Source organism: Glutamicibacter sp. FBE19 (assembly GCF_015524875.1).
Lineage (GTDB): Bacteria > Actinomycetota > Actinomycetes > Actinomycetales > Micrococcaceae > Glutamicibacter > Glutamicibacter halophytocola.
In genome coordinates, this window is sequence record NZ_JACKQN010000001.1 from 520,654 (window position 1) to 544,154 (window position 23,501).

22 protein-coding genes are annotated in these 23,501 nt (G+C 61.2%); 17 read left to right on the forward strand and 5 right to left on the reverse strand.

The annotated features are described in order from the left end of the window. Positions 1-39: 39 nt before the first annotated feature. Entirely contained in the window at positions 40-762 is a 723-nt protein-coding gene (locus tag H6F58_RS02325) for a hypothetical protein (protein ID WP_195181122.1), read from the forward strand. Positions 763-867: 105 nt separating this feature from the next. Here the strand turns inward: H6F58_RS02325 and H6F58_RS02330 are convergent, their stop codons facing one another. After that, on the reverse strand, positions 868-2,184 hold the full coding sequence (locus H6F58_RS02330) for a response regulator transcription factor (RefSeq protein ID WP_348536360.1): 1,317 nt from the start codon (positions 2,182-2,184) through the stop codon (positions 868-870). Between the two features lie 158 nt (positions 2,185-2,342). Here H6F58_RS02330 and hxlB point away from each other — a divergent pair, with 158 nt between their 5' ends. Together hxlB and hxlA are read left to right on the forward strand one after the other, a co-directional pair. Next, complete coding sequence (gene hxlB, locus H6F58_RS02335; protein ID WP_060702712.1) at positions 2,343-2,939, forward strand: 6-phospho-3-hexuloisomerase; 597 nt, start codon at positions 2,343-2,345, stop codon at positions 2,937-2,939. A gap of 48 nt (positions 2,940-2,987) precedes the next feature. Further along, on the forward strand, positions 2,988-3,620 hold the full coding sequence (gene hxlA / locus H6F58_RS02340) for a 3-hexulose-6-phosphate synthase (RefSeq protein WP_195181010.1): 633 nt from the start codon (positions 2,988-2,990) through the stop codon (positions 3,618-3,620). A gap of 72 nt (positions 3,621-3,692) precedes the next feature. On the opposite strand, the gene H6F58_RS02345 is transcribed toward hxlA, so the two are convergent. Together H6F58_RS02345 and H6F58_RS02350 are read right to left on the reverse strand one after the other, a co-directional pair. Further along, on the reverse strand, positions 3,693-8,147 hold the full coding sequence (locus H6F58_RS02345; RefSeq protein WP_195181011.1) for an FtsK/SpoIIIE domain-containing protein: 4,455 nt from the start codon (positions 8,145-8,147) through the stop codon (positions 3,693-3,695). After that, positions 8,144-9,187 (reverse strand): RDD family protein, encoded by a 1,044-nt coding sequence (locus tag H6F58_RS02350; RefSeq protein ID WP_060702709.1) that lies wholly within the window; start codon positions 9,185-9,187, stop codon positions 8,144-8,146. The genes H6F58_RS02345 and H6F58_RS02350 overlap by 4 nt, the downstream gene beginning before the upstream one ends. A gap of 146 nt (positions 9,188-9,333) precedes the next feature. Here H6F58_RS02350 and H6F58_RS02355 point away from each other — a divergent pair, with 146 nt between their 5' ends. The 6 genes from H6F58_RS02355 (at position 9,334) to H6F58_RS02380 (ending at position 13,332) form a co-directional block, all read left to right on the forward strand. Further along, complete coding sequence (locus H6F58_RS02355) at positions 9,334-9,621, forward strand: WXG100 family type VII secretion target (RefSeq protein ID WP_060702708.1); 288 nt, start codon at positions 9,334-9,336, stop codon at positions 9,619-9,621. A gap of 116 nt (positions 9,622-9,737) precedes the next feature. Continuing rightward, positions 9,738-10,052 carry a hypothetical protein gene (locus H6F58_RS02360; RefSeq protein ID WP_146276433.1) on the forward strand — a complete coding sequence of 105 codons (315 nt, stop codon included), beginning with the start codon at positions 9,738-9,740 and terminating at the stop codon, positions 10,050-10,052. Between the two features lie 30 nt (positions 10,053-10,082). After that, on the forward strand, positions 10,083-11,438 hold the full coding sequence (locus H6F58_RS02365; protein ID WP_146276431.1) for a TrbC/VirB2 family protein: 1,356 nt from the start codon (positions 10,083-10,085) through the stop codon (positions 11,436-11,438). 60 nt (positions 11,439-11,498) lie between these two features. Further along, a complete protein-coding gene (locus H6F58_RS02370) occupies positions 11,499-12,125 on the forward strand; it encodes a hypothetical protein (RefSeq protein ID WP_146276429.1) in 627 nt (208 codons plus the stop codon). Next, the gene (locus tag H6F58_RS02375; protein ID WP_146276427.1) at positions 12,122-12,712 is read left to right on the forward strand and encodes a hypothetical protein; all 591 of its coding nucleotides are present in this window, start codon (positions 12,122-12,124) and stop codon (positions 12,710-12,712) included. The genes H6F58_RS02370 and H6F58_RS02375 overlap by 4 nt, the downstream gene beginning before the upstream one ends. After that, positions 12,712-13,332, forward strand: coding sequence for a hypothetical protein (locus tag H6F58_RS02380; protein WP_146276425.1), 621 nt, complete (start codon positions 12,712-12,714; stop codon positions 13,330-13,332). Before H6F58_RS02375 ends, H6F58_RS02380 begins: the two co-directional genes overlap by 1 nt. An 86-nt stretch (positions 13,333-13,418) precedes the next feature. Here the strand turns inward: H6F58_RS02380 and purB are convergent, their stop codons facing one another. Then, positions 13,419-14,828, reverse strand: coding sequence for an adenylosuccinate lyase (gene purB / locus H6F58_RS02385; RefSeq protein ID WP_060703501.1), 1,410 nt, complete (start codon positions 14,826-14,828; stop codon positions 13,419-13,421). A gap of 139 nt (positions 14,829-14,967) precedes the next feature. Here purB and H6F58_RS02390 point away from each other — a divergent pair, with 139 nt between their 5' ends. Both H6F58_RS02390 and H6F58_RS02395 read left to right on the forward strand, forming a co-directional pair. After that, positions 14,968-15,240 carry a hypothetical protein gene (locus H6F58_RS02390; RefSeq protein ID WP_146276423.1) on the forward strand — a complete coding sequence of 91 codons (273 nt, stop codon included), beginning with the start codon at positions 14,968-14,970 and terminating at the stop codon, positions 15,238-15,240. A gap of 2 nt (positions 15,241-15,242) precedes the next feature. Continuing rightward, positions 15,243-16,598 (forward strand): hypothetical protein, encoded by a 1,356-nt coding sequence (locus H6F58_RS02395; protein ID WP_206693393.1) that lies wholly within the window; start codon positions 15,243-15,245, stop codon positions 16,596-16,598. A gap of 80 nt (positions 16,599-16,678) precedes the next feature. Here H6F58_RS02395 and H6F58_RS02400 read toward each other — a convergent pair whose 3' ends face one another. Continuing rightward, a complete protein-coding gene (locus H6F58_RS02400) occupies positions 16,679-17,065 on the reverse strand; it encodes a phage holin family protein (protein WP_060702699.1) in 387 nt (128 codons plus the stop codon). A gap of 81 nt (positions 17,066-17,146) precedes the next feature. Between H6F58_RS02400 and H6F58_RS02405 the strand changes: the two genes are divergently transcribed. From H6F58_RS02405 to H6F58_RS18365, 6 genes are all read left to right on the forward strand, one after another. Next, positions 17,147-18,262, forward strand: coding sequence for a histidinol-phosphate transaminase (locus H6F58_RS02405; protein ID WP_146276419.1), 1,116 nt, complete (start codon positions 17,147-17,149; stop codon positions 18,260-18,262). A 121-nt stretch (positions 18,263-18,383) separates the two neighbouring features. Beyond that, the gene (gene pdhA / locus H6F58_RS02410; protein WP_195181012.1) at positions 18,384-19,526 is read left to right on the forward strand and encodes a pyruvate dehydrogenase (acetyl-transferring) E1 component subunit alpha; all 1,143 of its coding nucleotides are present in this window, start codon (positions 18,384-18,386) and stop codon (positions 19,524-19,526) included. After that, positions 19,527-20,504 carry an alpha-ketoacid dehydrogenase subunit beta gene (locus H6F58_RS02415; protein WP_195181013.1) on the forward strand — a complete coding sequence of 326 codons (978 nt, stop codon included), beginning with the start codon at positions 19,527-19,529 and terminating at the stop codon, positions 20,502-20,504. Positions 20,505-20,525: 21 nt separating this feature from the next. Beyond that, entirely contained in the window at positions 20,526-21,941 is a 1,416-nt protein-coding gene (locus tag H6F58_RS02420) for a dihydrolipoamide acetyltransferase family protein (protein ID WP_195181014.1), read from the forward strand. Between the two features lie 136 nt (positions 21,942-22,077). Continuing rightward, positions 22,078-22,518, forward strand: a complete 441-nt coding sequence (locus H6F58_RS02425) for a carboxymuconolactone decarboxylase family protein (RefSeq protein ID WP_146276415.1) — start codon at positions 22,078-22,080, stop codon at positions 22,516-22,518. A 29-nt stretch (positions 22,519-22,547) separates the two neighbouring features. Continuing rightward, positions 22,548-23,444, forward strand: coding sequence for a sigma factor-like helix-turn-helix DNA-binding protein (locus H6F58_RS18365; RefSeq protein ID WP_206693394.1), 897 nt, complete (start codon positions 22,548-22,550; stop codon positions 23,442-23,444). Positions 23,445-23,501 lie beyond the last annotated feature (57 nt).

Consider the following 23,501-nt stretch of genomic DNA (forward strand, 5'->3'; position numbering starts at 1 on the left):
GATCCGCCGACCTCTCAACAAGGAGTGATAGTCGTGTCCATGTTCAACAAGTTGATCCGCAAGGGCAAGCAGATGGCCGGCGAGTATGTGCGCGAGCAGCTCACCGAGCGCAGCTCGCAGGGGTCGCAGAAATCGCGCGGTGCTGCTCCCGCGTATTCCCAGCATCAGCAGCGTCCATCCTATGGAAACCAGGGATATTCCAACCAGCGTCCAGCTGCTGCCGGGGTTTCCCGCGAAGACCAGGCGGCTATCGAGAAGTACAAGTACATGCTGCGTACCGCTCCGCCACAGGAGATGGAGCGCGCGCACGCCGAGGCCTTCTCGCGATTGACTCCGCAGCAGCGTGCGCTGTTGCAGTCCGAGCTTTCCGAGCAATTGCCGGCGGCAGAACGCCCGGCCAGCGACCGGCCGCAAGACCTGGCCCGGGCAGCGACGCGTGCCGAGGTGTCACGCCCTGGCTTCATGGAGAAGATCCTCGGTTCGGGGTCGGGACGCTCGCGAATGGCAGGCGGCCTGGCTGCCGGTGCCGGGGGACTCGGCGTTGGCCTGCTTGGCGGAGTGGCCGGTGCATTTATCGGCACCGCGATTGCTGGCCCATTGCTGGAAGGCTTTTCCGGAATCGGCGAGGAATTCGGATCCATGGCTGAAGGACTGGGGGACACCATCTCGGGTGCCGGAGAGCAGATCTCCTCGGCTGGAGAAGGCGCATTCGGCGACTTCCTCGGTGGCGCCGGCGGGGATTTCGGCGACTTCGAATTCTAGCCGGGGTGCTTCCTGCCTTATGGAATGACCCGGCAGCCGGTACCAGGCGCCGGCTCCAGCCAACTTGAGATGAGCCAGGTTGGAGCACGGCGTCCTGGGCCAACCTCAGGAGGCGTCCATCAGGCCGCGGCTATGAGCCAGCGCGGCCGCTTCGGCGCGGGAGTGGACATCCAGCTTCTTGAACAAGTTCCGGATGTGGAACTTCACCGTATTTTCGCTGATTCGCAGCTCTGCTGCGATGGCGCGGTTGCCCTGCCCGGAAGCCAGAAGCTTCAATACCTCGAATTCGCGGGTGGCCAATTTCCAGTGGGCAACATCAACCGCGGAGCTTCGCGGCGCATCTAGCGGGAGCGCTACCGCAACTTCGGTACCCCACCCCGCGATGGCCGACAGATTCAGCGTTCCCTTCAGCGCCTGCACTTGGCGCTGGAGCCTTTGGATGACCGGTGCCTGGTGATCCAGCGTGCCAAAGCCGTCATCGCGGACATTGATCAACAGGTTTTTCCCGTCGCAGTCCCATTGCGTGCGAATCCTTTGGATCTGCGGCTGCTCCATCATGGCCATGGCCAGCCCGCGGATGATCGAGCGAGCCGCGTGGGCAACCTCGCCCGGCAAAGCCCGCCCATCGGCAGGCGGCTCGATGAACTGCAATTCCACTTCACCTGCCTCGCTCAGGGGGCGCAAATCATCGCGCAAGCGGCTGAATGCGGTGCCTACCGGTTCTTCAACCAGTCCATTGGTTCGGTCATCGAGCGTGCGCAGGCCCACAAGGGTGTGCGCTGCCCACTCGGTGGCTTTCTGGCGCGCGGGGGCATCGGCGATTTGCCCGCTGCGCAGGGTAGCCAGCAGTGCGTCCAGGCTCGCAGAGAATTGATCCACCAGCTCGGTGGTGACCCGCGTGCGCTCGGCAGATACCGCTCTGGATTCGCGCAGGTAGGACGGCGGCGCATCAGCAACTTTTTCCCGGATTCGAGCGGCCGTCAGGTCCCACAGGTAGTCAAGCAGATCCCGTGAATCGGCATGGTTGACGGGTACTTCGCCGAAGGCCGGGTCCACCAGAACAAGAAGCGCATTGCTTGGCAGGTAGCGCAGAACAAGTATTTCGCGCTGCGAGCCAGCGATCAGATCCGTGGCGCGCCAGCGCACCTGTTCGGGATGGGAACGCCGTATGCGCTCCAATTCCTCAACGCTCGCTTTTGACGTGATCGACTCATCCCCGGCCTTCTTTTGCGGCCTGCCCGTGCAATCCTCGGTGAAAATCAGCAGGGCTGAACAACGGATGGCCGGCAACAACGCTGACTGCAGCCGCGGCGCAATTTCCAGCAGCGGGGACGTGGCCAGCAACGAAACTTTCTCCAGCAGATCCCATGGTGCGAGCCGATCGCCTGGCCCGGCAGAAGTGGTGGTGTGCGTCATTGCCATGGGGAGATTCTAATCCAGGTGCCGGCCACCGGCCCACCCTTTCGGGTAGGAAAAACTGCTAGAAGACGGTGTATTACCTACCCGGAGGATTCGCGAGGATTGAAGGTATTCACCCGTGCGAGCTCAGCAAGCCCGCAGCAACCAGCGAAGGGAAAAGCATGAGCGCAGCGCCGGCCGTATCAGCGACAACAGTGGCGGACGAGTCCGTGCTTTCCGCCAGGGATGTTATTCTCGCTGAACTTGCCGCCAGTGCGCGGACCGTGGAAGCATCCCAAGCTGCCCAGGCAGCGCGGATGATCGGCGGGGCACCGCGGGTTTTCCTCACCGGAGCTGGCCGCAGCGGACTTGTGCTGCGCATGGCTGCCATGCGCTTGATGCATCTGGGGCTGAGAGTGCATGTGGTGGGAGAGACCACCACCCCGGCGATCGGGGCGGATGACCTCCTGGTAGTTGCCTCGGGTTCGGGAACCACCTCCGGCGTGGTGAAGAGCGCCGAAAAGGCAGCAAGCATCGGCGCCCAGATCCTGGCTGTGACCACCGACGGCACGTCGCCACTGGCGAACCTGGCTACGGCGACCGTGCTGGTTCCGGCCGTGCGGAAAACAGATCACGGGTCTTCGCTGTCCCAGCAGTATTCGGGCAGCTTGTTCGAGCAGTCGCTATTTGTCCTCACCGAAACCATCTTCCACATCCTCTGGAAGAACACGGATTGTGCGGCGGAAGAACTTTGGACGAGACACGCAAATTTGGAATAAGCCGCCCTGGCCAATCAGGACGGGAATCTAGAGAGAAAGAAGAGAGCTATGAAGATTCAAGTTGCCATCGATTTGCTGACCACGCAGGACGCCTTGGAGCTGGCTGCCAAGGTTGCACCCTACGTCGATATCATCGAGCTGGGGACGCCGCTGATCAAGGCCGAGGGCCTCTCGGCAATCGCCGCGATCAAGAGCGCCCACCCGGACAAGATCGTCTTTGCCGATATGAAGACCATGGACGCCGGCGAGCTGGAAGCCGACATTGCCTTCGCTGCCGGAGCCGACTTGGTCTCCGTGCTGGGCAGTGCAGATGACTCCACCGTGGCAGGTGCGGTGAAAGCAGCGAAGGAACGCAACAAGGGAATTGTTGTCGACCTGATCGGCATCCCGGACAAGGCCAAGCGGGCCAGGGAAGTCATTGCCCTGGGGGCGCAATTCGTGGAGTTCCACGCTGGGCTCGATGAGCAGGCGCAGCCTGGCTACGACCTTAACGGCCTGCTCAACGCCGGAATCGTTGCCGAAGTCCCGTTCTCTGTGGCTGGCGGGGTCAGTATCAAGACGATTGGCGATGTCCAAAAAGCTGGAGCTCAAGTGGCGGTAGCTGGCGGAGCCATTTACTGTGCCGCGGATCCAGCTTTCGCAGCGCGCGAACTGCGCGAAGCCTTGGTCCAAGCCGCATAAGGGGCATTTGCCAAAACAAAGGTGGATTCGCATGGTTGCGAATCCACCTTTCTTTGCGCCCGGGCCGCTGGCCTACTGCTCCACGAGTGGCAGATGGACCAGCGTCCGCTGGCCGTTTTGGACCATGAAGCCTCGGCCCGGCGGGAATTCGTGGCGCTTGACCCGCGGGAAGGGCACCTTGAACAGCGAGTCCCCGTCGTAGGCGTCGGGCTTGAGCGCGATGCCGTGCCGGCTGGACTTCAGCTCGCCGAGCAAGCCGAAGCTGGAGGAGAACTGGTTGATGTCGCCGTCGGCCACCAGGAAATGGTCGGAGCGGTTGATGGCCTTGAGCAGCTCCTTGAGCGGACGCTCGGCATCCGAGTCGCCGAATTCGCTGAAGTTCTCGATCACAAAGACCATCTTGCCGGGCATGGACTCATCGGCGACCATGTCCACCATGTCCTTGGCGAACTGGCGGGCTTCCGCCGGGCCCGAAGCCGTGCCGTTCCACATCCGCCAGGTGCGCAGCTCGGCGCGACGCCCGCCGATGTGGAAGAACTGGGTGGCCGGGTTGGCCCGCTCCAGGGCGGTGACCATGGCGCGCAGCGCGGTGGTCTTGCCGCTCTGCGGAGGGCCGGCGATGACAAAGGATCCGATCGGCTCGAAACCGCACGGGCCCAGTGTCGCATCCGAGAGGCCGATGACCGGTTGCCCCTGGAACGAGTCCGGAAGCAGTTCGGCGGAAAACTCCTGGGGCAGGGCTTCGACGCCGGCGGCCTGCGGGGCCCCGGAAGCGCGCAACTCCTGCGCCCAGCTGGTGGTCAAAGCCGTTTGCTCGGCCACGTTGGCGGTGCCGCCGAGCACCGCGATCTGCGCCTCGTGGCCCTTGACGATGGCGCGTCCCGGGACGCTGCGTTCGCTGAGCACATCCTTGGCCACCCCCAGCACGTTGTAGGCCTGCTCGTCGGCCATGCGCAGCACCACGCGCTGGGTGATGTTCGCGCTGATCGCGGTGGGCACGGCGCCGAAGCGGTCGGCGGTGGTGACCACGTGCACGCCCAGCGGGCGGCCTTCGCCCACGATCCGCATGAACACCTGGTAGAACTCGCCGCGGCCGTGGCCCAGTTCCCAGTCGCTGCGGAACTGGCCGAAGCCATCGATCAGCAGGAAGATGCGCGGCTCGGAGATGTTGCCGGTGACCTGGCGGTATTCGCTCAAGTTCGCGGCGTTCGCAGCCGCATAGCGGGCGGAGCGCTCATCGAGGTGCTCGGAGAGGATGCGGAAGACGCGCTGGATGCGCTCCACGTCATCGCCGCCGATCACCGCGCCGACCTGCGGCAGCGGATCCAGCGAGCGCAGCGAGCTGGTGCCGAATTCCAAGGCGTACACCGCGGCGGTGCCGGCCGATGGGTTGGCACCGGCCGCGAGCGCGATGCTGCGCAGAGCCGCGGACTTGCCGGCGCCGGAGGTGCCGTAGATCAGCAGGTGGCCGTCGGTATCCGGTTCGAACCAGGCGGTCTGCTGGGCCTGGTGCTCGGGGATGTCGGCCAGGGCCAGCGGGATCTTGCTGTCCGAGTCCGGGGCCAGCTCGCGCAGGTCCACGGTGGCCGCCAGGTCATCGAGCCAAGGCCGGCGCGGGGCCGGAATGCCGGCGCCATGGGAGGCGGCGATGAAGCTGGAAACCAGGCGCTTCTGGTCGTTCGGCCCGCTGTTCTCCTCGATATGCTCGCTGGCGGATTCGGGCTGCTCCCAGACGCGGGCGCCACCAAAGCGCAGGTCTTCAACGCGCACCTCGGCGGCCTCGGGCTCATCGGTGGTCCAGCCGCCGGCATAGCCGGACTGGAAGGGCACCAGCCGGCCGGGACCGGTCTTGGCGATGCCGCGCCCGGGCAGCGAGGGGTCGAAGCCCGCGGCGATCGGGTCCTCCACCACGTCGTTGGAGTCCGCGGCGTCGGCCATGCGCAGGGCCACGCGCAGGTTGGTATTGGCGCGCAGGTTGTCCTTGATGACACCGGCCGGGCGCTGGGTGGCCAGGATCAGGTGGATGCCCAGGGAACGGCCGCGCTGGGCGATGTCCACCACGCCGTCCACGAACTCGGGCACCTCGCCGGCCAGGGCGGCGAACTCGTCCACCACCAGCACCAGGGCCGGCGGGGTTTCCGGGTCCTGGCGCTTTTCCAGCTCCAGCAGGTCCTTGGCCTTCTTGCGGTGGAAGAGCTTCTCGCGGTGGTGCAGCTCGGCACGCAGGCTCATCAGCGCGCGGCGGACCAGGTGCGGGGAGAGGTCGGTGACCAGCCCGACGCAGTGCGGCAGCTCCACGCAGTCGGCGAAGGCCGAACCGCCCTTGTAGTCCACGAACAGGAAGGTGACCCGGTCCGGGCTGTACTCGGCGGCCATGGCCAGCACCCAGGCCTGCAGGAATTCGGACTTGCCCGAGCCGGTGGTTCCGCCCACCAGCGCGTGCGGCCCCTGGGTGCGCAGGTCCAGGCTCATCGCATCCGGTGTGCCCTGGCCGATGTAGGCGCGCAGCGTGCCGGCGCGCTTGAGCCGCGGCCTGGAACCGGTGGCGGCGCGGTCGATCACCGAATTGTTCTGCTTCCAGCGCTCGAGCACCGCCTCGGGGGACTCGGCCAGCTCGGTGCCCAGAACCCGCAGCAGCGACACCGAGTCGGGGATATCCGAGGAGTCGGGGATCAGCGAGCTGGAGTCCACCACCGGAGCCAGCCGGCGGGCGAAGTGCTCGGCATGCTCGCGCGAGACTCCTTCCACGGTGACCCTTCTCGCTTCCTCGCCGGCCCGGACCCACCCGACCCGTGCAGCGTCCAATCCATCGGTGACATCGAGGAATGTGCGGCAGGCCGCGGGCAGGGACTCGACGGTGGGGGCCACGAAGATCGTGTAGATGCCCACGGCCGGGCCGCGCTCGATGATCTGCGAGAGCCGGGCGCGGTCCACCGGGGCGTCATTGCTGACAAAGAGCACCAGCGAGAGGTCCTTGGCCGGCGGAATCTTGGAATTCTGCTCGCCGACCTCCTTGCCCATTTCCATGGAGGAATCATTGGTGGCCAGCGGGCCCAAGCGGTAGGAGGACGGGTCGTTGCGCCGGGCGATCAGCTCTTCGAGGGCGTTGAGCAGCACCGTGCCCGAGGGCTGGGTGTCGGCCATCGCGATATTGGCCAGCGGGGAGCGCGGGCCGGTGGTGTGCGGCAGCCACTTGAACCATTCCAGGTCCTCGGTCCAGGCCGGGTCGATGATCGCCGCGGTGCACAGGTCATTGGGCGCATGCAGGCCGAAGAGCTGCACGGCCAGCGCGCGCAGGGCGTCGGCGGCCTCGATGCGCGGCCCGGCGATGCCGATGGCCCCGGCGGCGGGCAGCAGCTCGATGATCGGGACATCGTCGATCATCCGGTATTTCTCGGTGAGCTGCTCCACCCGTTCCACATAATCCTGCAGCCCGGACCGGTCCGAGAGCTCGGCGACGGTGGTGCGGCTGCGCGCAGAGCCGGAGCCCAATCTCAGCGAGAGGTAATTCCAATGCTCGGGGCGCCGGGTCCACAGCAGCGGGCCGAGCGACTCGGCCTGCTCGAACACCGTGGCGGTGGCCGGGGCCTCGCTGCGCCGGTGCGCCCGCTCGGCTTCCTCCCCGTCCAGCAGGGCATCTTCGAGCTGCTCGAATTGCCGTTCGAAGGTCTCGATTTCCAGCCGCAGCTTGTTGTTGTTCTGGGTGCGCTGGCCGATCAGGTTGCCCAGCATCATCAGCGGGGAAATCAGGACCACGATCAGCGAGAGCACGCGCTGGGTCAGCGAGAAGATGGTCAGGCCCATGATCATCGGGGCGAAGATCATCGGCCAGGGGAAGAGCTTGGGGGTGGCTTCCTGCGGAATCGCGGGGCGGGGCAGCTCCTGGCCCGGATGGCGGATTTCCACGCGGGGGGAGCGGTTGAAGATGATCGAGCCGCCCTTTTCGTGCACCGGGGACTGCCCGGTGGTATGCCGGGGCAGCAGCTCGAAGTAGACATCGGTGGCGCCGAGGGTAATGAGCTGCCCGGGGATCACGGCCACCCGCTGCACCAGCCCGCCATCGACCAGGATGCCGTTGGCGGAGTTCAGGTCCACGAGCTCGATCTTGCTTCCCACCTCGATGCGGGCATGCTTGGTGGAGACCAGCCGGTCGTTGAGCACCACGGTGGATTTTTCCGAGCGCCCCACCGTTGAGGTGCCCGCGGGCAGCGCAAACGCCATGCCGGCATCCGGCCCGTTGGCGATGCGCAGCACCGCGGCGGCCGAACCGCCCGAGACGAAGGCATCGGTGGTCGGCACGACCTCGATGGCGAATCCGGAGCCGAGCTCGGCCTCGGCCAGCAGGGTCTGCGGGTCCAGCTGCACCGGCGCGGTGCCGGCGGCCGTTGCCAGCAAGGTGGGGCGCTCCGGGGCCTGTTCGCCAGCCAGGGCCCGCGCCGCGTCGCCCACCGTGGCGGTGGCATCGCAGGTCATCACGATATCGACGGTGCTGTGGTCCTGGCGCCTGAGCGTGGCCTTGATTTTCACTGGTCGGTCTCCTGGAAAGTGATGCGGAAGGATCGGCTGCCAACGTGGACGATGTCGCCGTCGTTGAGGTTCACCCGGGTCCGGGACGAGATGTTATAGGGAGCGCCAGAAGCCACGGTGATCTGGGTTCCGTTGCCGGAGTCCAGATCCATGACCCACACGCTCATCCCGTCGCAGCCGAAGGCCAGATGGGTTTTGGACAACAGGCGCTGGGGATCCTTCAACGCGATCAGCAGCTCGTTGCCGGCACTGCCCTGGGCTTGCGGAGCCCGGCCGATGAGCCCGGATTCGGGCACCGGGATATATGAGCCGTCATCGAATGCGAAGGCCGCGCGCCGGATGACTCCGCCGAAATTCTCCGGCGCCGCATGCCAATCGCTGTTCTGCGCGCCGATGATGCCCGCAGTGGACCTTGGGCGGGAGGGCAGCGAAAGCTCGTCCAGCTCGGCCCCGCCATCCACCGTGCCCAGAGAGGGCAGATGCTCGGAGACATCGCGTTCGGGCCGGGCGAGCAGATACTCTGCCCGGGCCAGCGCCCGCGGATTGGTGGGGTCCAGCCCATTGCGGACATCCACCACGAAGGTTTGGGCGATCTTGTCCAGCCAGCTGCGGCCGTGCTCCTTGTCGAACAGGCAGGAGAGCAGCAGCAATGCCGGGCCGATGACCGGGAGCAGATGGCTGAGCAGGAAGACCAGGCCGGCGACCAGTACGCGGGCGAATCCAGGGGCCTGGAACGTGCCCAGGTGCGCCGAGCGCAGGCGCATGGCGGATTTGCCCGGGGAACTGCCCTTGCGGCTGTTCATCGAGATCAGCACGATTGCATAAACCAGCATGAGCAGGGCGCTGACTGCACTCAGTACCAGAGGAACCGTTGAGAAGGCGCCGCTGACCAGGAAGATCACCAAGCCGATGCCTGCAGGCAGCAACGCGGCCAACGCCACGGCGTAGTCAATCAGGTAGGACCAGATGCGCAAGCGAGCATCGGCCGGCCGCATTCCGAGTATGCGGGATTTGGCGAGGGTTGCTGCGACGACGTCCATAGGATCTTTCTACTTCAATGGGATATTGGTCCGCCACGGGGACTTCTCCCCATTGTATTAAAGCCATTTGCCACATTAGCGTAGATTCCGTTACCTGCCATTGCGGTCCGAACAACGGGCTTGCTGAATTCTTGAGGAGAATAGTTATGACTGATTTCAAGGCCAATTACGGTGAAATGGAAGCCATGGCGTCGAAGCTGGATACCGGCCGCGATGACCTGGACGGCATTCTGGACCAGCTGCACTCCGGCATCGACAAGCTGCTGGGCGAGGATTTCACCACCGAGCACGCTTCGGGCCAGTTCGGCGAGGGCTACAAGGAATTGGACCAGGGCCTGAAGAAGGCTTTCGAAGGCATCAACGACATGGCGACGGCACTGCGCGACATGATGTCACAGATCCAGGACACTGACCGCGGAATGGCTGGCCAGTAGTACCTGCTGCTAGTGCGACATGAGGTGGCCGCCTGGCAAGTGCAAAGGCGGCCACTTCGCTGGTCGTTCAAGCAATTCATGTAGTCGTGATTTATCGAAAAAGGAGCCGTTGACCAGTGGGCGATACCATCTACTTGGCCCGACTTGACGAGATCGTTGCCGATCTAGGGGCAAGCATCACAGACTTTAAAGATGCTTCGGAGGTTGCAAAGGATATCGCGCGATCGGTTGGTAACCCCAAGGGCAAAGGGGATCTCAAGGATCGCGTTGAAGATTTCGAGAATGACTGGAATGACACGCGCGACGAACTGGTGGGGAAGCTGGACGGCGTGCATAAGCAGTTGAAAAATATCCGCGACGGATTCAAGGAATGGGATACGAAAACCCAACAAGCATTCCTGAATTCGCGAAAAAGCGATACTCCTAAGTAAACACGGCAGACCAACAGAAGGAACGCAGTCATGACCCTGCAATCACCGATCACCGGCGAGAGCCTTGAACTGATTGACGGAGATGCAGAAGACATTCATCGCCATGCCATGGAGCTGATTCGCTCTAGCGAGGCCATGGACCGTGCTGCCAATCGACTGGAAGACATCAGCAACGGAACCACGGATTTAATCTCCGAAGCCATCACCAAGGTTCGGGAATCAGCCGAAGAGGTTTTTCCAGACCTGCGCAAGGCCGCGATCCGCTATAACGGCACGGGTGAAGCGCTGAAGAATTATGCCTCAGAGCTGGCCAGCGTCCAAGGTGCATTTGCCCGGTGCACTGCTCAGGGCGGGGCTGATACTTATGCCTCATTGAGCACCTTGATTGAAGATATCCAGGAAGCCAATACGACTGCGGAGTCAAAGCGGAATCTCGAAGACGATGCACAAGGCCTTGTCAATGAGCATGACGGGTTCCTCGGCATGGGAGAAGGAACTGACGAGCAGAAGGAAGATGCCGCAGAGGGCCTGAAGGATGCCCAGACCGCGCGCCAGAATGCCGAAGATGAACTCGAGGAGCTCTGGGGTAAATTCGACGGCCGGGTCTCCTACTGGGAGGATGCCTACGACGAGGCCGTAGGAAAGATCGAGGATGCTTTTGAGGCCGCGGGAAATGACGATACGACCATGCAGCTCATTGGCGATATCCTCAACTACGTCGCGTTAGGCGCCGCGATTTTGGCGATCTTCGTCACCGGGCCGTTCGCCTTGGTACTTGGTGCCATTGCGCTGGTGGCTTCCGTGATTGTTTTGGGCATGGAGATCTACAAGATGGCCGTTGGCGATGGGTCTTGGTCGGATCTGGCATTTGCCATTATTGGATTGGTGCCTTTTGGCCGTGTCTTTGGCAAGGTATTTTCCAGTTTTGGCAAGGGCTCAAAGGGCTTCTTCAAGGCCCTGACGAAGACACGCACGAGCAGCGCTAAAGGTATCGTCAGGTCGTCGGTCAAGTCCGTTGGACGACGCCCACGCATGACCCGGGTGAAAGGCAAAGGACCAAGGCGCCAGCAAATCCGTCGGCAAAACGACGTGAAGAAGCAAAGATTCACCGACGCCCACAATCGGCGAAAAGATGCGTACATGGAGGGGTTTGAGGATTCCTTCTCAAAGAACAAGTTCAAGATGTTCGTCACCTACGCATTGGATGGAGGAGCGGCGAAGCAACGCGCTCTGGCAGAATATGTGACAAACAATCCGCATCAAGTGACACGACGTGCTGAACAGTGGGCGGAAAAGATGAGCGTCATCGCGAAACGAGAAGAATTTGGCCAGTGGGTGATCTCGGCGGGCCTCTTTAAGCTCCAGAACGAGATCAACAAAAAATAATGGCTGATTTCCCTGGACTGGTTCCAGGCTGCAAATATCGAGTGGTGGCGGAGAGAAGTCATGGCCCAAGAGCAAATGCAAGCTAGCCCAGCGCCTGCCGGGATCCGGTACCATATGGTTTTTCCTCCTGGTTGGCGTGAATTCCGAACCAACGCAGAGTTCGAAGAGGCCCTGGTGAAGCTGGTCACGGCTGAGTCCAGGGCGAGTGGCCGTGCCGATGTCGTGCTCATGCTCCGCCAAAAGGTCCACGAGATGTTCGAGGACTTGCGTCGGCGTGGATCGCTTAGCTTCGCGATACCAGCCGAACGCGGCAAGGCAGGTGTCTGGCCGGTTTCGCTAATCGTGACACCGCTGAAAACCGGCCCGAGCGGCACGTTGGACGAAGCCGTTCGCAGCGCAGCTCGGGGAATTGCGGTAGAGACGGAATCCGTCGAAGGTGCTGATTGGTACCATTGGAACACCAGTACCAGGGCGAAGGACGCCCCGGAACTCCGAAGCCATGGCATAAATATGGTGGTGCCCCGCCCGTTGCCAGATGGCGGTGTCGATCCTGATCCCAAGGCAGGGCTTTGGCTGTTGTACACCTATGCTGAGTTAGATCAGTTGAAACAGGAAGAAATGAATGAGGGGCTGCGGCAGCTGGGATATGCGATATTGGGAAGCTTCAAGTGGGTGCCGGTTAAATGACCGCCTATGAAATCGAGCCGGATCTGGAATTTTGGCTGCCGGTGCCACGTGAATTTCCCGGAGATGGTTTCCAGACTCCCGAAGAATGGGCCGAGGACCTGTCCCAATGCGCAATTCCCGATGATGCAGGCTTGCGCGAGACCTATCGGCAGCTGGCCGTTGACGTCGCGGTGAACCAATTCGAGGAATCCTCGCATACCTTCTGGTATTCGCCGGAAGACGGACACGCCTTGGGCACGGCGCATCTGGCGATCTTCGAGGATGATCCGGAGTCGAGCCTGGAGGAAATCGCCAGGCCGGAGTACGAGTCGGTGACTCCCTTGCACCTGGAATCCTTCAAATCCGGGGTTTTCGGCAAGGTGGTGCAAACTGCATCGACCATCGCTTCGGAGGAAATCGCCTTCGACCAAATTCAGGCATCAGCCGCCATTGGACATATCAGGACCGTTGGACGCAGCCATGGAATGATTTTCGTGCTGGAAGCCTATGACGCGGACCTGACCACCTTGGGATTCATGATGGAACCAATGGTCGAATTCTTCGAGTCGGTCTCATTCGCAGAAGACGATGAGGGAGAGGAGTCCTGATGGGCAAAGGGAAATCCGGTGCGCCAAAAGTCACCGGGTTCGTGACACAACCGTCCCACCACCTGCCGAGGCTGCGGAAAAGCCTGGTCCTTCTGGCTATCGGAGCTGTACTTGCCTACCTCGGTTACTACCTGATCAGCAACGACCTCCCCGAATCCTCCTCCCGCCGAGCTCAAATCGGCCTGCAAGGTATTCCAGCCGCACTCGGCGGAGCGCTACTGATCTTTGGAGCTATCGGCACGGCGACTGCCTTGGCCGGCCTCAAGCGCACTGGAGCTGAAGCTATCGACATGATCGTCGAGAAATCCGGAATTGTGGTGCGCGGAGAACGACGGATCCCGTGGGAGTCCATCGAATCAGTCACCAGCATCCAGTATAAAAATGAGGCGAAGGTCAAGCTCCTGTGGGACCCGTCCCAGCTTCATCGTTCGCTGCTGCTGAAAGTCGCGGGCGACGCAGGCCTGCCCGGACGGCAAACCGCAGATGGCGGTCATAAGGTCAAGATCGCTTTGGTGCGATACCCCGAGGCAGACTATTCGAAGTACTTCAAAATGGCCATGGGCCAATTCCCGCTCCATGGCATCGCCGTGGAACACAAGACGAAGTGGATGCAAACGTGATAGCTGCCTGACACGCGGTGCATGGGAAAAGCCCGGCGCATCTTGGAGACCTCCAAGATGCGCCGGGCTTTTCCCATGGCGTGAGGCTACTTCTTCAGGTGGTCAACCAGCTGGGAAGCAATGCCGTTGTAGGTGCCCGGGGTCAGCGACTGCAGGCGCTGCTCGGCTTCAGCGGACAATCCGAGCTCGCCGACGAATTCCTTCAGGCGAGCTGCGTCTACGCGGTGACCGCGGGTCAGGTCCTTCAGGCGCTCGTAGGGGTTGTCCATGCCTTCGACGCCGGCAATGGCCTCGGCGCGCATGACCATCTGGATGGCCTCGGCGAGGACCTCCCAGTTGTGGTCCAGGTCGTCAGCCAGCACTGCCTCGGCCACGGACAGGCGGTCCAGGCCCTTGGCAACGTTGGAGATCGCCAGCACCGAGTGGCCGATGGCGGTGCCGATGTTGCGCTGCGAAGAGGAATCGGTCAAATCGCGCTGCCAGCGGCTGGTCACCAGGGTGGATCCCAGGGTGTCGAGCAGGCCGTTGGAGATCTCCAGGTTGGCTTCCGCGTTCTCGAAGCGGATCGGGTTTACCTTGTGCGGCATGGTCGAGGAACCGGTGGCACCTGCCACTGGGATCTGTGCGAAGTAGCCGATGGAGATGTAGCTCCAGACATCGGTGCACAGGTTGTGCAGGATGCGGTTGAAGCGGGCGATGTCTGCGTAGACCTCGGCCTGCCAGTCGTGGGATTCGATCTGGGTGGTCAGCGGGTTCCACGTCAGGCCCAGGTGCTCGACGAAGCTCTTGGAAATCTGCTGCCAGTCGGCGCTTGGAACCGAAGCGTAGTGGGCTGCATAGGTGCCTGTAGCGCCGTTGATCTTGCCCAGGTACTCGGTCTTCTCGATGCGGTCCAGCTGGCGAGTCAGACGCCATGCCAGCACTGCCAGTTCCTTGCCCAGGGTGGTTGGGGTAGCTGGCTGGCCGTGGGTGCGCGAGAGCATCGGGACTTCGCGGGAATCTTCAGCCATCTTGGCCAGCTGTGCGACAAGGTCGCGGGCTGCTGGAAGCCAAACGCTGGTCACGCCGCCCTGGACGCCCAGAGCGTAGGAGAGGTTGTTGATGTCTTCGGAGGTGCAGCCGAAGTGGACCAGCGGCTTGAGGTTGCCAATGCCGATAGCTTCGAGGCGGTTGGCGATGTAGTACTCCACTGCCTTCACGTCGTGAACGGTCACCGCTTCGATCTCTGCCAGTTCCTTCACGGAATCAGCATTGAAGTCGGTGACGATCTTGCGCAGCGCAGCCTTCTGCTCATCGGAGAGCGGCGAGGTGCCTGGAAGAACGGAGTTGTCGGTCAAGTGGATCAGCCATTCAACTTCAACGTGAACGCGATCGCGGTTCAAAGCCGCTTCGGAAAGGTAGTCAACCAGCGGTGCCACGGCGCTGCGGTAGCGTCCGTCGAGGGCAGTCAGTGCCAGTGGTTCATTAGCAAGGGAAGTGCGCGCAATCTCAGCCATACCCATATTCTTCCATTCCTTGCCCGCCTTCACATCTTTTACTTCATGCAGGTTTCCACATCGAGGGCCATTCCCGCTCTGATTCGTGGCGTCCACGGCCATGATGGGCAACAGAATTCGAATGACGAGGAGCAGGAAAATGATGTTCTCAGCAACATTGGACTCGATGGCTTTTCAGTTGGATGATGCCCAGAAAACCACCCGTTTTGCCATTACGCAGCTTGATTCCATTGGTTCGTTGACTTGGAAATCTGCGGCGGGCCGGGCCTTTTATGACCGGGTCTTGGAGCTAAGCACCTGGTTGGAGCAGCTGAACCGGGAGCTGGCGGAAGCCGAATCGTATGTGGGTGCCGCAACCCGGGAAATCCAAGAACTGGAGTTGCAGATCTTGCAGCAGAAATTGGCATCCTGACCATGGGATATGACGTCAATTACAACCAGCTCGATTACGCGCAAGCGCATGAAATCTGCCGGCAGGTAACTCGAGAACTTGCGGGGGTTCGCGAGCAAGTTCTGGCCGCGCTGCGCATCGCGGCCAGATGCCAAAATGAACTGGCCGCGGTCGGCATGGCTGCCGGCACGATGGTGCGAAGCCCCAGCTTGGATGCGCTGGATCTGCAACTGCGCGTTGGAATGATGCAGGCAGGTTCCTTGGCTATCGAGAGCCAAGAGCTGACCGAGGCCATGGGGCAGGCCGGGCAGAATTACGAGTCCGCCGAGAACCGGGTAGAACACCAGATTCTTGCTGCTACCTTCGTGCAAAAAGTTGGCGAGGTCATTCAAGATATCCGGAACAACAATATGCGTCCTCCCACCGTTCATATGGAGACCATTCTGCGTTTGCTGATGATCAGCCGCCCTGACCTGGCGCTGGGGTGGGACAAGAGCTTTGGGGATCAGGTTGAACACCAGACCAAGGAACTTGCCGAGTTCATCCGCTACTTCAGTTCACACCGGGATACCGACATAGTCATTACGGAGCAAGACCCTGTGCAATTAGTGCAAGTGAGCGGAGGGATGGAAAGCTACTTCGAATTACACAGCATGCTCGAAGGCCAGGGTCCCGAAGAAAACGGGAAATTCATGGTGGTGGAGGCCGACGAGAATACCTATGTGGTGATCCTTCCAGGAACTCAAGAAAGGGATGGATTCAAGAATGGCTTTGATGAGTGGGGAATTGTCGACGGATTAGGTCGTGAATCGGAGAACTACGTAGGAGTCATCGATGAGGCCATCGAAGCCAGCGGCGCCAGGGAAGGAGATGAGATCATCCTTTCTGGCTACTCGCAGGGCGGGATTCACGTGGCCCAACTGATGAGGAACATATTCTTGAATCGCAAGTACAAGATGAACAAGATGATCACGCTGGGATCGCCGATTGGAAATATCGACATTCCCGATCATGTACGCAGCCTGTCGATCGAGGATTCGAGGGATATGGTCCCTGGAACCGATGGAACACCGAATAAGAATCGGGGCCGGAACCATTTCACGACGATCTTTGATGGACCGAAGGAGACGATCAAGCCGCAGCTCGAGGAGCATTCTTTGTTCGGCACACCGCATCAGCTCAAGAACTACGGCGATCACCTGCGCGAATTGGATGAAAAGCCGAAACCTGAAATCCAAGAGCAGCTCCGGCAGTTTCACCTGCCACGGGCGCCATTGAAAGCCAGGAAATTCAAGATAGAACGCGTTCGGCGTCCAAAGGCTAAGCGGGACCAGCAAGAAACGGTGCAAAAGCTCAAGACTATGGCTCCGCCTCACTGACTCTTTCCGAACACAAAAAAGGAGTGTGGTTTCCGATACGGAAACCGCACTCCTTTGGCTCACGGGGCGTACCGCCGTTGCTAGTCCCTGTCGCTCTTGACGAACAGTCCCAGGACCGCCGAGACAATGGCAATGATGATGGTGCCTGCAATGGCATCCCACCAGAAATTTTCAATAAGCAGCTCGATGGGAGTGAAGCTGGTCAGCCACGATGTCAGCAGGAGCATCAGCGCGTTGATCACGATGGTGAACAAGCCCAGCGTCAGGCAGGTGATCGGCAAGGAGAAGAACTTGACGATGGGGCGGACCAGGGCGTTGACCAGGCCAAAGATGACTGCAACAACCAGATACGCGACTGCGGTGTTGACTGCTCCGTCACCGACAGCGTGAATCTGCAGGCCGGGAACGATCCAGACAGCGGCCGCGAGGGCCAAAGCATTGATGATGACTCGAATGAGGAAGCTCATGCTTTAACTCTGTCATAAAAAGCTGAGACAGGTATGTGGATCGGATGTAATCAGGCCCCAGATGGAGGATACGCTTTAGCTATGACTGAGAATCCGGTGACCCAGGACCAGGTGCAGCCACGCCCCGTCGTTGCACGTTTGCCAAAATACGCTGCGGGTAAGCCGCCAGCATCTGTAGAAGGCATGGCCGCCTTCAAATTGTCATCGAACGAGATCCCGTTTGGTCCACTGGATACCGTGCAACAGGCAGTGATTGAGCAAAGCAGCTTGAATCGCTATCCAGACCCGTTGTCGACCAAGCTGCGCGAGGCCCTTTCAGAGTATCTGGACGTTCCCGCCGAGGATATTGTCACGGGTGCCGGGTCGCTCGGAGCCTTGACCCAGATTCTGAGCACCTTCGCAGGGCAGAACGAAGACGGCATTCAAGATGAGGTGATCTACGCCTGGAGATCTTTCGAGGCTTACCCGATCCTCGTTCAGTCTGCTGGCGCGCTTCCCGTGGAGATTCCGCTGCTGGAAGATGGACGCCACGATCTTGAAGCGATGATTGCCGCCGTCAACGAAAACACGTCGATCATTTTGCTGTGCACGCCGAATAACCCGACCGGACCCATCCTGACTCAGGCCGAAGTTGATGACTTCTTGGCACGAGTACCCAAAAACGTCCTGGTGGTCCTGGACGAGGCGTATATCGAGTTCGTGCGCGATGAGAAGTCGGTGGATGGACTTCATACCTACAACGAACATGAGAACGTTGTGTTGCTCCGCACCTTCTCCAAGGCTCACGGCCTGGCGAACCTCCGCGTAGGGTACTCGGTGGCCCACCCGGAAATCACCAACAATCTTCGTGTGATGGCCACGCCTTTTGCCGTATCCAGTGTTGCCGAGGACGCGGCGGTCGCATCGCTGTCGCAGATTGACCGGGTGCTCGAACGCGTTGATTCCTTGGTTCAAGAGCGTGAGCGCGTGGTGGCAGCGCTAAAAGAACAGGGCTGGAAGATTCCTTCAACCCAGGCGAACTTCGTCTGGCTGCCTTTGGGGGAGAATACTGGCCAGTTCGTTGAGCGGGCGAATGCGGTGGCGCTTTCGGTGCGCGGTTTTGCCAATGAAGGCGTGCGGGTATCGATTGGTGAAGTGGAAGCGAACAATCGATTCATCGAGCTGTGCAAGGAATCACTGTACTTGGCGCATAGCTGATTGGTGCTGTTGTCTCGCGTTTTAGCAGTCAATGGCTATAGGCTTAGGAGTTAGACAAGCCGTATATGTCCCATGCGGAATGTATTCCTTGTGGGGCATATTTAAGATCAAAGGAAGATATATGACGCGTGCTGCGACTGAGGCGACGGAGACGGATCTGATTCAGATCTTGACCCCGGACGGCCAGCGTCACTCCCACGAAACGTACGATGCGTATCTGGGTGACGTTGACGATCAAATGCTCCGCGGTTTCTACCGGGACATGGCATTGACCCGCCGGTTCGACCAGGAAGCCACAGCACTGCAGCGTCAGGGCCAGTTGTGCCTCTGGGTTCCACTGCGTGGCCAGGAAGCCGCGCAGATCGGCTCGGGCCGTGCTACCCGTCCGAACGACTACATCTTTCCGACCTATCGAGAGCACGGAGTCGCCCTGACTCGCGACGTGTCTTTCTCGGAGATGCTTCGCCTCTTCCGCGGTATTTCCGGTGGAGGGTGGGACCCTCGGGAAAATAACTTCCACATGTACACCATGGTTCTTGCCGCGCAGATGCCTCATGCGGCCGGATACGCCATGGCCTTGAACATGGAACAGCAGGGCTGGGACGAAGAACGGCGCGCAGCCGAGGGCAACGCCGTCGTGGCCTATTTCGGTGACGGGTCATCGACGGAAGGCGAAACCCACGAGTCGATGGTGTTCGCCAGTTCCTTCGACGCGCCAGTGGTGTATTTCTGCCAGAACAACCAGTGGGCCATCTCGGTTCCCTTCGAAGTGCAGTCCAAGGTTCCCCTGGTAAACCGCGCGGCCGGCTACGGCATGCCCGGCGTCCGCGTAGACGGCAATGACGTCTTGGCAGTGCTCGCTGTGACCCGCTGGGCCCTGGAGCACGCCCGCAGCGGCAAGGGACCGGTGCTTATTGAAGCTGTGACCTACCGCCTGGGCGCGCACACCACCGCGGATGATCCCACCAAGTACCGCATGAGCGAAGAAGAGAAGCAGTGGGCGCCGAAGGATCCGCTGATCCGCCTGGAAACCTACCTGCGCGACAACAACCTGGTTGATGACGCATTCTTTGAACAGCTCGCTGAAGATGCTGACGCGATGGCCGCCAAGGTCCGCGAGGACGCCATGGCATTCCCTGTCCCGCCATTGGCGAAGTCCTTTGAGCAGGTGTACGCGGAAGCGCACCCGTTGATCAAGGAAGAACTGGCGTGGCACCTGGAATATGAAGCCGGATTCGCAGATGCGGCCGAGGGAGAGCAGTAAATGACCACCACAATGACCCTGGCCAAGGCCATCACCACTGGCCTGGACAAGATCCTGGAATCCGATGACAAAGCTTTGCTCATGGGCGAAGACATCGGACGCCTCGGTGGCGTCTACCGCATCACCGATGGGCTGATCGACAAGTACGGAGCCCACCGGGTCATCGACTCGCCATTGGGAGAGGCCGGCATCGTCGGCACCGCCGTGGGCATGGCCCTGCGGGGCTTCAACCCGCTGGTGGAGATCCAATTTGATGGATTCGTCTTCCCGGCCTTCAGCCAGATCACCACCCAGCTGGCCAAAATGCATGCCCGCTCAGAAGGACGCCTGACCGCCCCAGTGGTCATCCGCATCCCCTACGGCGGCGGCATCGGCTCCATCGAGCACCACTCCGAATCCCCGGAAGCGCTCTTTGCCCACACCGCAGGTCTGCGCATTATCACCCCGTCCAACGCCCATGACGCCTATTGGATGATCCAGCAGGCAGCAGCCTGCCAGGACCCGGTGATCTTCTTCGAGCCAAAGCGCCGCTACTGGCTCAAGGGCGAGGTGGATACCGAAACGCCGGCCTTGGACGCCTTCAAAGCACAGGTGGTTCGCCCCGGCACTGATGCAACCATCGTGGCCTACGGGCCCCTGGTTCCTATTGCCCTGGCCACCGCAGATGCGGCGTTGGAAGATGGCCGAAGCATCGAGGTGATCGACTTGCGGTCGATTTCCCCAATCGACTTTGACACCATCACCGAATCGGTGCAGAAGACCGGACGGCTGATCGTCACACACGAAGCCCCGACTTTCGGTGGAATCGGCGGCGAAATCGCAGCCCGGATCACCGAGCGCGCCTTCCTTTCCCTGGAAGCACCGGTGCTGCGCGTCGGCGGATTCCACATGCCCTACCCGGTATCCAAGGTCGAGTCGCAGTACCTGCCTGACATCGACAAGTTGCTCGAAGCCCTCGACCGGTCATTCGCTTACTAAAGCGGGACCCAAGGAGTAGAAATGACAGTTTTTAACCTCCCCGATGTGGGCGAAGGTCTGACCGAAGCAGATATCGCCTCGTGGAAAGTCAAGGTGGGCGATACCGTCGAGGTCAACCAAATCTTCGTCGAGATCGAAACCGCAAAGTCGCTCGTTGAGCTGCCGTGCCCTTTCGCAGGTGTCGTCACCGAGCTGCATGCCGCCGAAGGCGACACCGTCTTGGTGGATCACCCGCTGATCAGCATCGACCAGGACGGCAACGCCGCACCTCCAACCGGTGTGCCTGAACCGGCGGAAGCACTGAACACTGCAACCCCGCAGGCTTCGGAAGAACCTGGCCCGCTGGTCGGCTCCGGGCCCACCGCGGACTCGTCGGTACGCCGCCAGCGCACCAGCCGTCCGGCCCCCTCGGCCGCAGGCACCCGTGCCGCAGCGGTGCGCACTTCCGGTTCGGCACTGGCGGATACCATCTCCCGACGTGCCCAGTCGCTGGGCAGCGTCGTACGCGAAGAAGTGGACCGCCGCAAGCCTGCGGTGGCGAGCTTTGTCGACCGCGTGCTGGCCAAGCCCCCGGTGCGTCGCCTGGCCAAGGAACTGGGCATCGATATCAATGATGTTGTCGGCACCGGTACCCAGGGCGAGATTACTCGCGAAGATGTGAACAGCTACCAAGCCCAGCGCGAGGCCGAGCATGCGGCAGCGCCAACCTACTGGGCGCACGGCCAGCTGGCCGACGCCCGGGTGGAGCGCACTCCGGTGCGCGGCGTCCGCAAGGCCACGGCCAAGGCCATGGTGGATTCGGCCTTCACCGCCCCGCATGTTTCGATCTTCGTTGACGTGGATGCAAGCCGCACCATGGAATACGTGCAGCGCCTGAAGAAGTCCCGCGACTTCGAAGGCATCAAGGTTTCGCCGCTGCTGGTGCTGGCTCGTGCAGTCATCTGGGCCGCGGCGCGAAACCCATCGGTGAACGCCAGCTGGGTGGAAACGCCAAACGGGGCCGAAATCCACCAGAAGCGATTCATGAACCTGGGCATCGCCGCGGCCACGCCGCGTGGCCTGCTGGTCCCGAATATCAAGGACGCCCAGAACCTGAACATGAAGGAACTGGCCATTGCCCTGAACGAGTTGGCCACCACGGCCCGTGCTGGCAAGACTCGTCCAGAGGATATGCGCGACGGCTCGCTGAGCATCACCAACATCGGCGCGCTGGGCATTGATACCGGCACCCCGATCATCAACCCGGGCGAGGTGGCCATCGTTGCCTTCGGCACCATCCGCCAAAAGCCATGGGTTGTAGACGGCGAGGTGGTTCCGCGCTGGATCACCACACTGGGCGGGTCTTTCGACCACCGCGTAGTCGATGGCGACCTTTCGGCCCGCTTCATGGCTGACGTTGCTTCCATCCTGCAGGAACCGGCAATGCTGCTCGACTAGCAAACCGCACTGGCACCCCCGGGGAAAAACTTTGAAAAGTTTTTCCCCGGGGGTGTCACAGTTAAAGCTCCTGAAACGACGTATCTATTGAGGGCATAAAAATTGCCGTGAACGCCGAAAGAACGGGAGCAATGCCATGCGCATGAACTTGAGCAAGACCCACAAGAAGGGCTACGCAGCTGTCTTGGGACTGGAATCCTATGCCAGTTCCGCGGTGCCCAAGGAACTCTATGAACTGGTCAAGCTCCGTGCATCAATCCTCAACGGCTGTTCTTTCTGCACGGACATGCACTCGCATGATGCGATGAACATGGGCATCCCTGCAGCCAAGCTCTTCGCCGTGGCCGCGTATAACGATTCGCCACTATTCAGCGACGCAGAGCGTGCTGCCCTGCGATTGACCGACGAGGTCACTCGACTGGATGCAATGCACGGTGTGAGCGACGAGGTATTCAACGACGCGGCCGAAGAATTCAGCGAAGAAGAAATCGGAAACCTGATCTTGGCCATTGCCACGATCAACGTTTGGAACCGCATCGCCATCACCACTCAGCTCGAACCACCAGTACGCGGTTAATGGCAGGACCTGCTGATACGATCGGGCGCGTGGAACAACGCGAAGCCCGCATGGCGCTGGAGCAATGGCAAGAGGCCAAGCCCCGGCTGACGATGCTGGCCTACAACATGCTCGGCGTGTGGGCTCAAGCGGAAGACGTGGTTGCCGCAGTCGGTGAACAGGTTTTCAAGCTTGAGCCCCATCAGGTCGCCGCAGTGGAGAACTGGCCAGGGTTCCTCACCACGCTGACGACCCGCCGATCCATTGATGTGCTGCGCTCGGCCCAGCATCAGCGCACCGAGTATGTCGGCTCCTGGCTTCCCGAGCCGATCGACCAGAATGCGCTGCCCGAAGAGGCCGCGATCAACGATTCGATGCTGCGGCTCGGCGTCCTGTTTCTGCTCGAGGAGCTCTCAGCCCAGTCCCGGGCTGCCTACGTGCTTCACCATGCCCTGGGATATACCGCTGCCGAAATCGCCCCGGTCTTGGAAACCTCGCCGGCAGCAGTGAGGCAATTGCTCAGCCGCGCCGCCAAGAAGCTCGGCCAAGCCCAAGCCCCGCAACTTGAAGTCTCCCGTGTCGCGTCGCTGCTGACCGAGATCGTACAAGCCATCCATCGTGCCGACATCAACGGGCTGGTCAGGTTGCTGGCCCAGGACGCGGTGCTCTACTCCGACGGCGGCGGGAAGGTGCGTGCCGCGCTTAATCCGGTCTATGGCGCGCAAAAGATCGCTCGATTCATGATTGGGGTGGATCGAAAGAACCCTGGGCGCCGTATCTGCACCGGCCACATCAATGGCGAGCCGGCTTTGCTGTTCGCCATGGAGGGCAGGGAAGACGTGTTGGTCATTGATGTTGTCTCGGGATCCATCCAGCGCATCATGCAAGTTTCGAACCCCGATAAATTAGGCAGGGCCGGGCGCAACTGGACTGAGTTGCAAACCTAGGAGTACCCCGCGGCGAACCGCAATAGTTAGTCAACGCACTGTTGATACAGTAGATTT

What these genes read in the sequence shown, in the direction of transcription:
- H6F58_RS02380 (WP_146276425.1), top strand. Translation starts at nt 12,712, where the DNA reads ATGGGCAAAGGGAAATCCGGTGCGCCAAAAGTCACCGGGTTCGTGACA.
- H6F58_RS02415 (WP_195181013.1), top strand. Translation starts at nt 19,527, where the DNA reads ATGACCACCACAATGACCCTGGCCAAGGCCATCACCACTGGCCTGGAC.
- hxlA (WP_195181010.1), top strand. Translation starts at nt 2,988, where the DNA reads ATGAAGATTCAAGTTGCCATCGATTTGCTGACCACGCAGGACGCCTTG.
- H6F58_RS02375 (WP_146276427.1), top strand. Translation starts at nt 12,122, where the DNA reads ATGACCGCCTATGAAATCGAGCCGGATCTGGAATTTTGGCTGCCGGTG.
- H6F58_RS02390 (WP_146276423.1), top strand. Translation starts at nt 14,968, where the DNA reads ATGATGTTCTCAGCAACATTGGACTCGATGGCTTTTCAGTTGGATGAT.
- H6F58_RS02330 (WP_348536360.1), bottom strand. Translation starts at nt 2,184, where the DNA reads ATGGCAATGACGCACACCACCACTTCTGCCGGGCCAGGCGATCGGCTC.
- H6F58_RS02420 (WP_195181014.1), top strand. Translation starts at nt 20,526, where the DNA reads ATGACAGTTTTTAACCTCCCCGATGTGGGCGAAGGTCTGACCGAAGCA.
- H6F58_RS02365 (WP_146276431.1), top strand. Translation starts at nt 10,083, where the DNA reads ATGACCCTGCAATCACCGATCACCGGCGAGAGCCTTGAACTGATTGAC.
- H6F58_RS02400 (WP_060702699.1), bottom strand. Translation starts at nt 17,065, where the DNA reads ATGAGCTTCCTCATTCGAGTCATCATCAATGCTTTGGCCCTCGCGGCC.
- pdhA (WP_195181012.1), top strand. Translation starts at nt 18,384, where the DNA reads ATGACGCGTGCTGCGACTGAGGCGACGGAGACGGATCTGATTCAGATC.
- H6F58_RS02325 (WP_195181122.1), top strand. Translation starts at nt 40, where the DNA reads ATGTTCAACAAGTTGATCCGCAAGGGCAAGCAGATGGCCGGCGAGTAT.
- H6F58_RS02350 (WP_060702709.1), bottom strand. Translation starts at nt 9,187, where the DNA reads ATGGACGTCGTCGCAGCAACCCTCGCCAAATCCCGCATACTCGGAATG.
- H6F58_RS02370 (WP_146276429.1), top strand. Translation starts at nt 11,499, where the DNA reads ATGGCCCAAGAGCAAATGCAAGCTAGCCCAGCGCCTGCCGGGATCCGG.
- purB (WP_060703501.1), bottom strand. Translation starts at nt 14,828, where the DNA reads ATGGCTGAGATTGCGCGCACTTCCCTTGCTAATGAACCACTGGCACTG.
- H6F58_RS02405 (WP_146276419.1), top strand. Translation starts at nt 17,147, where the DNA reads ATGACTGAGAATCCGGTGACCCAGGACCAGGTGCAGCCACGCCCCGTC.
- H6F58_RS02355 (WP_060702708.1), top strand. Translation starts at nt 9,334, where the DNA reads ATGACTGATTTCAAGGCCAATTACGGTGAAATGGAAGCCATGGCGTCG.
- hxlB (WP_060702712.1), top strand. Translation starts at nt 2,343, where the DNA reads ATGAGCGCAGCGCCGGCCGTATCAGCGACAACAGTGGCGGACGAGTCC.
- H6F58_RS02425 (WP_146276415.1), top strand. Translation starts at nt 22,078, where the DNA reads ATGCGCATGAACTTGAGCAAGACCCACAAGAAGGGCTACGCAGCTGTC.
- H6F58_RS02395 (WP_206693393.1), top strand. Translation starts at nt 15,243, where the DNA reads ATGGGATATGACGTCAATTACAACCAGCTCGATTACGCGCAAGCGCAT.